General features: G+C 36.4%; 7 protein-coding genes and 1 pseudogene. All 8 read right to left on the reverse strand.

Annotation, left to right across the window (positions count from 1 at the left end):
- Positions 1–32: 32 nt before the first annotated feature.
- The 8 genes and pseudogenes from BLL41_RS19410 to BLL41_RS19450 all read right to left on the reverse strand — a co-directional run bounded on the left by BLL41_RS19410 (position 33) and on the right by BLL41_RS19450 (position 8784).
- On the reverse strand, positions 33–674 hold the full coding sequence (locus BLL41_RS19410) for an NAD(P)/FAD-dependent oxidoreductase (protein WP_061576708.1): 642 nt from the start codon (positions 672–674) through the stop codon (positions 33–35).
- 75 nt (positions 675–749) lie between these two features.
- Entirely contained in the window at positions 750–1022 is a 273-nt protein-coding gene (locus BLL41_RS19415) for a glutaredoxin family protein (RefSeq protein ID WP_061576709.1), read from the reverse strand.
- Between the two features lie 49 nt (positions 1023–1071).
- Complete coding sequence (locus tag BLL41_RS19420; protein WP_061576710.1) at positions 1072–1899, reverse strand: hypothetical protein; 828 nt, start codon at positions 1897–1899, stop codon at positions 1072–1074.
- Positions 1900–1920: 21 nt separating this feature from the next.
- Positions 1921–4344 (reverse strand): heavy metal translocating P-type ATPase, encoded by a 2424-nt coding sequence (locus BLL41_RS19425; protein ID WP_061576711.1) that lies wholly within the window; start codon positions 4342–4344, stop codon positions 1921–1923.
- An 84-nt stretch (positions 4345–4428) separates the two neighbouring features.
- Positions 4429–4635 (reverse strand): copper chaperone CopZ, encoded by a 207-nt coding sequence (copZ, locus tag BLL41_RS19430; protein WP_061576712.1) that lies wholly within the window; start codon positions 4633–4635, stop codon positions 4429–4431.
- 17 nt (positions 4636–4652) lie between these two features.
- A complete protein-coding gene (locus BLL41_RS19435) occupies positions 4653–4973 on the reverse strand; it encodes a metal-sensitive transcriptional regulator (RefSeq protein ID WP_061576713.1) in 321 nt (106 codons plus the stop codon).
- Between the two features lie 295 nt (positions 4974–5268).
- Positions 5269–8213 (reverse strand): annotated as a pseudogene (locus tag BLL41_RS19445) (Tn3 family transposase).
- 1 nt (position 8214) lies between these two features.
- Positions 8215–8784 carry a recombinase family protein gene (locus BLL41_RS19450; RefSeq protein WP_061576715.1) on the reverse strand — a complete coding sequence of 190 codons (570 nt, stop codon included), beginning with the start codon at positions 8782–8784 and terminating at the stop codon, positions 8215–8217.
- Between the last annotated feature and the right edge of the window lie 210 nt (positions 8785–8994).

Genomic DNA, 8994 nt, shown 5'->3' on the forward strand with positions numbered 1-8994 from the left:
TTTTGTCTTCATTACTTAAGCACAACAACGAATTAGCTTATTAATTGACCTTTGCCTATTCGTTTGAAAAATTTATAGAATGTCTCTCGTTTTTTACCCTTTTGTGAATATACGGTGATTATTTTTTCTACTTTTTCGTACACTTCTTCTGGTGTAAGATTCTCAAACAGCAAGGAACCAACCTCAGCGTCTTTCCCTTTTGCTTTTCCACCAACATATAAATTGTAATGATCTCTTATTTTCATAATGCCTATGTCACTTACCCTTGGTTCACCACAGCCGATCGGGCAACCTGTATAAGATACCTTTAAGGTAAATGGTACTGGTTTTCCGGCTATTCGGCGATTTAACTCTTTTGCCACCGGCATTCCTTCCTCTTCTTCTCCTTTGCAAAAATTACAGGTACGCAGACTTTTCACAACATTTCCAACCGGATAACAATACAATCCTACTTCCTTAAATTTTTCTTTTACTAATTCCACTTTACTTTCAGGCACCTCAATATAAAGTTGTTGGAATGTAGTCAACTCCAGTTCATCACTATCATTCATGTACTCTACAATTGCAGATAATTGTTTGGCATTTAGTTTAGCACCGAAGGATATCCCACCGTTGACAGCGAGTTTCGCAATTTTTTCTATTTGATCCAAACATCCCCACTCCCTACTATTCATTTTAATTACTTTACCCCGGTAAGGTATTATTGATAGTTGAAAACTTACTCCAACTGATATTTCAATGTTAATTATCTATATATAATATTTTTTTATTTCATCTATATTCTGTTCAAACCCAATCAAAGCTTTTGTTTTTCTGACCAATCCCAAAAAGGATTTGTTTTTAAACACAAATGTTGGAACAATTCTTGTGCCAGTAATTCTGAATAAATCTTCTTCTTTAGAAGGCTGTCTCGTTAAATCATACTCAATATAAGGTACATTATTTTTGGATAGAAATTCTTTTGCTGCCTGACAATCTGAACAGGTAGGTCTTGTATAAAGCTCAAGTTGAACATTTGTCATAACAATCACCTTTCACTTTTATGTTAAGATTTTTATGTGAAATGACACATTATTCTTTAACTTCTATAACAAATGGATAGACATTGACTCGCTCTCCAAACTTAAATTCAGCCCAAATCTTATACACACCTGGCTTATTAAATTGAGTTTTAAATACGGTCTTATCATCTGCTACGGGGTGAACATGGATGTATTTCTCCCCATCTTCATCTAAGATTACAACATGACCTAAAGCTCCCAAATATGGATCGGGTTTAGCATCTTTCACATTAAAATTTAAGGTAATCTCTTTATTTGCTTCAAATGATTGACTGATTAATTCAACAGTTTGACCATTAATTGTCTTTGTTAATTCCAAATCCATATCAAGATCGTTTCTATTGTGTTTCTGATGAATTTTTCCGACGTTTATCTTAATAGGGTTTACTGTATAATTTAATCCCTTTGGTTTAATATCAACGAATATTTTATAAGCATTATCTGGTAAATTGTGCTTCAGTGAATATAGCCCATTGTTCTTTTTCTCCGGGTGAAGATGATAATATTTTTTTAAGTCTGAGCTAACAACAATTAAATGCATTTGTTTTTCATGTGAGACTTCCAGTTCCGGCACATGTTTATTTTTATCTTTTAACTCAATTGTAATTTCTCCATTCGCATAAGATACCTTTGGCGTAACATCGCTGGCTTTGTTTGTGCTATGGTCCTCATGCGCTTGATGCCCCTCTTGATTATCCATTTTCTCCTGATCATGATCAGCATGCTTTGTTTGTTCATTGGTTTTTGGATTTACCGTAGCATATAGACTGTAACCTGCGATGACTAACCCTAGATATACTATAGCTGAGACTGCCCAAATCAATATACCTCGTTTCATAAGCCCCCATCCTTTCTACATTTAAGCCTTTAACTTAATTCTCTGTAGTCGTAAAGCGTTGAGAACTACCGATACGGAGCTAAAAGCCATCGCTGCCCCGGCTAACCAAGGAGCTAAGAAACCTGCAGCTGCAATAGGAATTCCTATACAGTTGTAGGCAAGTGCCCAGAAAAGGTTTTGCTTAATGTTTGTTATCGTTTTCTTACTCATAAAAATTGCGTCTGCTATACTAGTTAAATCACCTCTGATAAGGGTAAGATCAGCAGCTTCCATTGCCACGTCGGTTCCTGTGCCAATTGCCATCCCAATATCAGCTGTCGCAAGCGCCGGAGCGTCATTAATGCCGTCCCCTACCATCGCCACTTTTTTACCGGACTGCTGAAGCTTTTTCACTTCTTCAGCCTTGCCTTCCGGTAAGACCTCTGCAATAACTTTCTTAATTCCAACCTGATCCGCAATCGCTTGTGCCGTTTGGGTATTATCGCCTGTAATCATCACTACGTCTAAGCCCATGCTGTACAAACGGGAAATGGCTTCTTTGGATGTTTCCTTGATTGTATCTGCTACAGCAACAATTCCTGCATAACGACCCTCGATAGCGACTAACATGGCTGTTTTACCTTGCTTTTCTAATCTCTCCATTTTGGCTAACTCGTCTTGTATGATGATATTATGTTTAGCCATTAGTCTGCGTGTACCAATGAATAATTGTTTTCCATTCACCGTTGATTGGATTCCGAATCCCGGAACGGCTTCAAATGTTTCAGATGATCCTAGCTCAATTCCCGTTTCCCTTATACCTTCAACAATCGCTTCGGCAAGTGGATGTTCTGAGTTTTTCTCCGCCGTACCAACAAGGGTAAGAAATTCACTTTCTTCAATACCTTCTGCTAAAATAATGTCGGTTAAAGATGGTTTCCCATTTGTAACCGTACCTGTTTTATCAAGAATAATCGTATCTAAGCGATGAGTGGTCTCCAGATGCTCTCCACCTTTAAATAAAATCCCAAATTCGGCTGCACGGCCTGAACCAGCCATAATCGAAGTTGGGGTAGCAAGACCAAGTGCACAAGGGCAAGCAATAACCAATACAGCAATAAATTTCTCAAGAGCTTCTGCAAATTCGCCGGGACTTACAACAAAATACCATATAAGGAAAGTAACCACTGCAATTCCGACAACGATCGGAACAAATATTCCTGAAATTACATCGGCTAAACGTTGGATTGGTGCTTTTGAACCTTGAGCTTCTTCCACTACCTTAATAATTTGAGCCAAGGCTGTATCTTTACCGACTTTTGTTGCTTTAATTTTCAGGAAACCATTCTTATTAATGGTCGAGCCAATAACGGTATCTCCCACATTTTTATCAATTGGAATACTTTCACCTGTTAACATCGATTCGTCAACAGCTGACTGACCTTCAACAATCTCACCATCAACCGGTATTTTCTCACCTGGTTTTACATAAACAATATCTCCTTCTAAAACTTCTTCAATTGGGATCATGATCTCTTTATCATCACGAACGACTGTTGCATTTTTAGCCTGTAATCCCATTAGCTTCTTAATTGCTTCAGAAGAGCGTCCTTTCGCTTTTGCTTCAAATAGTTTGCCTAATAGAATTAGTGTAATAAGAACTGCGCTTGTTTCATAATAGAGTTCAATCATATGTGCGCCGGATCCAATTGACATTAGACTTAAATATAGACTATAGAAATAGGCAGCTGATGTACCAAGTGCCACAAGCACATCCATATTTGCACTCTTATTTCTTAATGCTTTAAAAGCCCCTACATAAAACTGTTTACCGACAATAAATTGCACTGGAGTTGCAAGAGCAAATTGAACCCAAGGATTCATAAACATATCTGGCAGCCAAATAGCGCGTGTAAATTCAAAGTGACTCACCATGGCCCACAATAATGGAAATGACAAGATAAGAGAGAAAATAAACTTTCCTTGTTGCTTTTCTATTTCTTTTTGTCGATGGTCAATTTGTTGCTCAGTATTTTCTTTTTTTTGTTCGAGAGTATATCCTAGCTTTTTTATAGCCTCTTTTATTTCAGGAACGGAGGCCTGTTCTGGATTATATTCTACAAGAACTGTTTCTAATGCAAAGTTAACAGTTGCTTTATCAATTCCATCTAATTTGTTTAATTTTTTTTCAATTTTACTTGCACAAGCTGCACAGGTCATTCCCGTAATATCAAATTCCACTTTTTCCTTTACAACATCATAGCCTAAATCTTGAATTTTCTTTTGAAACTCCTGTTCTGTTACCACTTCAGGATCATATTTTATACTGGACTTTTCCAGCGCCAAATTAACATTAGCTTCTTTTACCCCATTTATTTTTTTGATGCCTTTTTCAATTCTTGTGGCGCAAGCCGCACATGTCATTCCAGTAATTTGAAAATTTGTTTCTTTTATTTCTTTGTTCATATTGAAGCACCTCACTTATACTGGATGGGGGTATATTTCATTGATAAAGATAACGTGCATTTTAAAGCACGTTATCTATTTTTACTATTCAACCTCATATCCTTGATCATCAATAGTTTCTTTGATCTCACTTAAGGATACTTCAGAAGGGTTAAATTCTACGTCTACATTTCCTGCTTCTAAATGGACTTTTACTGATTTAATACCTTGTAATTCACCTACGCTTCTTTCAATAGAATTAACACAATGACCACAAGACATTCCTTTAACATTCAAAGTGATTTTATCCATCAAATAAACACTCCCATTTATTTTTTCATTAATTTTTCTATTGTTAAAAGAAATTCATCTAATACTTCTGTATCTCCCTCGTTAATCCGTTCCATTACACAAGATTTTAAATGCCCTTCCAGAAGAATTTTGGCTACACTATTTAAAGCCGACTGTGAAGCTGCAATTTGGGTAATAACATCATCACAATAAGTATCTTTCTCGATTAACCCTTTTATTCCTCGTATTTGACCTTCGATTCGATTCAAACGACTAACCAAATTTTTTTTCACTATATCGGAATGATGGCTTTTTCTTTCTTCAGTAAAGTGACAATTTTCATTGGCGATTTCAGACATTTTATCACCTCCACAATCAATATACTATACCCCCCTATGGTATGTAAAGGTTTTTTGGAAATTTTTCCGCCCATTTTTTTTCACCCATTTTATAAAACTCCCGGTTCAGTGTATAATCCTCAACATGATCGAGGGTCTGCTGGTGATTTACCTTAAACTTTCTTTGAGCAATCCCAACCCATTCTTTATCACTTTTAGGGGTCCTACCAACAAAACGCGGAAAACATACGCTAAGCAAATTGCGACATGAAGAAAGCCGGTTTTTCCTACGCTAAGGAATCATCGGCTTTTAGTATTATTGAATAAGAGGTCGTAATGAATGTAGACTTGCTACTTTACTTGCATCAAAGTTGTATTCACCAAGAAAATTAATGTGTTCCCATCCTAACGGAGAGACATGTTTAAGTAAATCTTCTCTCAAACTCCCCTTTTCCTTCAATAATTTTGTTGCTTCTGTAAGATAAACAGTATTCCATACGCTAATAGCGTTTATTAGAATATTTAAAGCGCACTTGCACGTTGTAGTTGGTCTTGTATTCCTCGTTCTCGTAACTCACCTCGTTTTCCAAAGAATAAGGCTCTTGCTAACCCATTCATGGCTTCCCCCTTATTTAGTCCTCGCTGAATTCGACGGCGTAGTGTTTCGTTAGATATGTAATCCAAAATAAAAATGGTCTTTTCGATTCTCCCCATTTCTCGCAAAGTAATTGCAAGTTTATTTTGTCTCGCATATGACCCTAATTTCCCCATAATAAGTGAACCAGACACTTTTCCTTCTCGAATAGAATGAGCTACACGCAATACGTCATCAAAATTCTCTTGAATAATTTTAGTATTAATACGACCACGGAGTATATTTTCTAGTTTTGGGAATTCATTCGGCATTTGGATGGTGAAAAGCTTAGAGTCAGCTAAATCACGTAGCCTTGGTGCAAAACGAAATCCTAGTAAATGACTCAATCCAAATACTGAGTCGGCGTAGCCAGCTGTATCTGTAAAATGCTCTTCAATATTTAAATCTGTCTCATGATGAAGTAATCCATCGATAACGTGTACAGCATCACGAGCATTGGTATTAATGACTTTCGTATAAAAACTTGAAAATTGATCACTGGTAAATCGATCCCCTTTTCCAGACCCATAGTGTGGATTGGCATCGGCATGTAACGATGAAACACCAACCTGTACGCGCATTCCATCAGAGGAAGAGGTACTTCCATCTCCCCAATAGGAAGCTAGTTTAAGCTTATGTTGAAAATTTACTAATGTCACTTGTGCACGACTTATAGCATCATCGAATAAACGCCATTGCGCTGCATTAGCCATTTGATGATAGGTAACTCCTGGTGTCGCTTCTGCCATTTTAGTAAGTCCTATGTTAGTTCCCATCGCCATGAGAGCAGCCATGAGAACTACTTTTTCCTCTCCCTTTGGTGGGCGATTGGTTGATGCATGTATCAACATTTCATCAAATCCTGTCCAGTGTGCTAACTCCATTAAAAGATCAGTGAGCTTTATTCTTGGCAACATATTATATAAAGACAGGCTAAAAGCTCTCGCTTCTTCGGGTGTATTCTTCTCCAAACGGTCCACTCGGATCTTAGCCTTTTCGATATTTACTCCTTCAAGAGAATCAAGATTATTTGAAACCCATGTAAGGCGTTGAGCTAGTGACTTTCTTCTTTCCTCAAGATATTCATCTGCCGATGAACGAACGGCTAGTTTAGTTTCCGTAAGACGAGTTGTTGTCCAATCTTCTTTAGGAACAAGATACTCTTCAAAATCTTTATGAAGTCTACTACCGACTACGGATATGTCGCCTGAACGAATATGATTTTTCAACTCTGTTAGTGCAGCCATCTCCTAATAGTGCCGGTTAATTATTCCATCATCACCATAAACATACTTATTCCAACGTTTGGGAATAAAATCTACCGGGGCATCATTTGGAATTTTTCTTTTACTAGATTCATTTATTTCATTTAGCGTTTTTAGGGCTTGTAATAATGGTTCTGTACCTTGTGTAGAACGAAATTCAAGAGATTTAAGAAAAGTAGGAGTATATTTTCTTAGATAAGAAAACCGATTTTCTAACAAATCTAGATAATCGTAATCCATCGGTCGGGCTAATTTTTGGGCTTCTTCAACGGAAGAAACAATTTTATCCCATGGCATAATCATTTCAATAGCATTAAATGGATCGAGCCCTTCATTTCGTGCTTGAATAAGTGCAGCTCCAATATCTGCAAAATGCACGACTTTTTCATTCACTGCTTTTCCATTTTCTTTTTGCATTTCCTCTTGTGTTTTACGACCCTTTGATTGTAAAATCATCATTTGTCGATCATGAATTTCAATTGCTTGGTCAATTAGATCTTGGCTTAGTGTTACTAGATAGGCAACAAGAATTGCATATTTCTTCATTTCTTTAAATCTTCGAAATGAGTGTGGCTCATACCGTGCTCCAATACGAGATAATTGAAGTAACCGATTGGGATGGATTTGTTCTGTATTTATTTCTAATTTTAATTCTCGAATATATTCTAAGCGCTTTATTACTTTTAAAAAGGCTTCAGGTGAAGATTGGCCGGGAAGCTCCCTCAGCCATGCTAAAGGGGTTTTTCTATTGTCTACAAATGGATCTATAAGTTTATCTAACTTTTGTTTTTGCCATTTGGAAAGAGTACAAGTTAATGATTTAAAAATCCTTTCCTCTGCTCGTTGACGAGTTTCCCAAACAAGCCTTTCTATAGTAGTCATGCCAGGGAGAATAATTTTCTGATTACGTAGTTCTTCTTGTGCTGTACGAAGAAGATACATTGAATTTCCATTTTGAAGGGCATGATTCAAAAGAAAATGAGCTGCCTTGCGATAGTTCCCTAAGGAGAAATTTTGATAACCATAAACTTGACGGATTTCTTCCATATGCTCATGTTTAGTTGGCTCTCGTTGGGCATATAAAGAAAATGAATGAGGATTAACATCAATTTGGCTAGCTATGTATTCTATTATGTAATCTGGAATAGGTCCAACGTCTGAAAGGGACCATCCAGGATAGCATAGAACACATAATTGAATAGCAAAGCCTAATCGATTATGATCTCTTCTGTGTCGTTTTATAATTTCAAGATCATATTGTGAAAAAGTATAATAAGTTTCTAGTTCACTTTCACTCATATCAGCTGGAATTCGTATAAATTCCGTTCTTTGATCTTCTGTTAGTAATTCTTTCCCTCTCATGCTACAACTCCTTGCTAGATATCTTTTTCTTTTCTAGATAACGATATAAGGTTGTCGCTCCAATCCCTGTTGCCGTCTTAATTTGAGATAATGAGTAATCTTTGCTTTCATACATTTTTATAGCAAGTTCTATTTTCTTTAAATCAACCTTCGGTCTACCTCCGTTTCTTCCCCTAGCTCTAGCAGCCGTCAATCCATCCTTCGTTCGTTCACTAATAATATCTCGTTCTAATTCTGCTATACTGGCTAACATTCTGAAAAAGAATCGTCCCATAGCAGTTGTGGTATCGATCTTGTCTTGTATGGAAACAAAATGAATTTCCTTTGATTCGAAATATTCCATAAGCTCAATTAAATGTTTGGTACTACGACTAATACGATCTAATTTATAAACAATGACCGTATCACCTTTACGTAAAACTTTAAGCAGTTCATCTAATTGAGGTCGATTTTTCATTTTTCCTGATTCTTTTTCTTCAAAAATCTGATCCACTCCGTAGTGAGCTAATGCATCGAGTTGTAATGATAATGATTGATCTTGTGTACTTACGCGTGCATATCCAAATTTCAACACAAATCTCTCCTTTTCTAAAATGTTAACTATACCAAAAAGGGGTTTTAAATAGATATATTGGTCTTTTGATTTTGGTTATATTTTTGGTTATCTATTTAGGTAGTTTTTAAGGTTTTTAGAGAAATTCTCTATTCATAACCAAAAACGGTCGTTTATGAAATACTAAGACTAATACGTACAATAGATTTGTTTCTTTTGCTTTTCAAT

The organism is Bacillus sp. FMQ74, assembly GCF_001875785.1.
In the GTDB taxonomy this organism is placed as follows: domain Bacteria; phylum Bacillota; class Bacilli; order Bacillales; family Bacillaceae; genus Bacillus; species Bacillus stercoris.